Annotated in this window: 1 protein-coding gene; it reads right to left on the reverse strand. The window is 42.8% G+C overall.

What is annotated here, in order from left to right; translation table 11 throughout:
* The coding region (locus BMX56_RS29780; RefSeq protein WP_090653369.1) for a transposase at window positions 1–929 on the reverse strand (929 nt) is incomplete at its 3' end.
* Window positions 930–1144: the final 215 nt, after the last annotated feature.

Below are 1144 nucleotides of genomic sequence, written 5' to 3' on the forward strand. Positions count from 1 at the left end.
AGGATTAGCTTGAATTTCACGTTGTTTAATACCAGCCCATATTCTTTATGTTTTAGTTTACTTTCTGCATAGCCCTTCAACTCAGGATCATGCTGTATGGCTATTTTAGCCGCTTGGTTAAGTTCTTGCTTTAGTTCTTTTTGTGCCAGATTACTCGTCCGCCTCCGCCCTTTTTTACTTGTACCCGAGGTATGCTCAAACGGGATTACCCCCACATATACCGCATAATGCCGTCCATCAGGAAAGCTTGTAAAATTCTCTGTGTATGCTATCGTCATCCAGCCATTTACAGGCCCGATCCCTTTGATACTCGTAATAATCCGATAGTTCAGGTACATCGATGCATCGCTTTTGATCAACTCGAGTATCCGGCTTTCCACCTCTTGGATATACTTCGTATTTGCTGCTATTTTTTCACGCGCAATACGAATGATTAGATCTGTATCGCCTACTTCATACATATGCTCCCGCTCGCTTACCGTGTTCTTATAACCGGCACTATCCCGCACTATCCGCTTTCGCGCCGAAAGCAATGTCTTTAATTCTAAAATCCTATTATCCAATGGCTTGTCCGGCACGAGTCGCTTGATTTTGTCTTCGCCATACTGGCTGATCCTAAAGGCATCGGCTTTGTCGCTCTTGCCCCTGGATATGCCCAGGGACTGCTTGATCTCCAGCCCGGGTACTCTTTTGTAATTTATGGATTGCGACTCGCAAAACTGCATGAAACGGTACTCATACCCTCCGGTATGCTCCAGTACGATGAACGTTTCCTGCAAACCAATACCCTTTTCCTTGCACCATTTCTTGAATTTGCTGAACCCTGCGCTATTGTTATCTACCTTAATAAATAACTTTTGTTCTGCCCAGCAGATGTCGACTGTCTTTTTCGATACATCAACACCCAAAATAACATTCCATGTTTTCATACGTTTGTGCTTTTGATAAGTTAATGAATTGCCTTTTTCCTAATCACCTTTGATAATTCAAGGGAATAATTCTAGTTGGGCCTTGGGCAATTTTAAAAGGCAGGGAACTAATACGAACAATGGTTCTCCAAAACCAGAAATGACAAAAGTTCACCCTGCCTTTTTTATAACTTATCCACAAACTTTTTAGTTTTTAACCCCCCCCTGCACCCCCC

It is taken from the genome of Mucilaginibacter sp. OK283 (assembly GCF_900110415.1).
In the GTDB taxonomy this organism is placed as follows: domain Bacteria; phylum Bacteroidota; class Bacteroidia; order Sphingobacteriales; family Sphingobacteriaceae; genus Mucilaginibacter.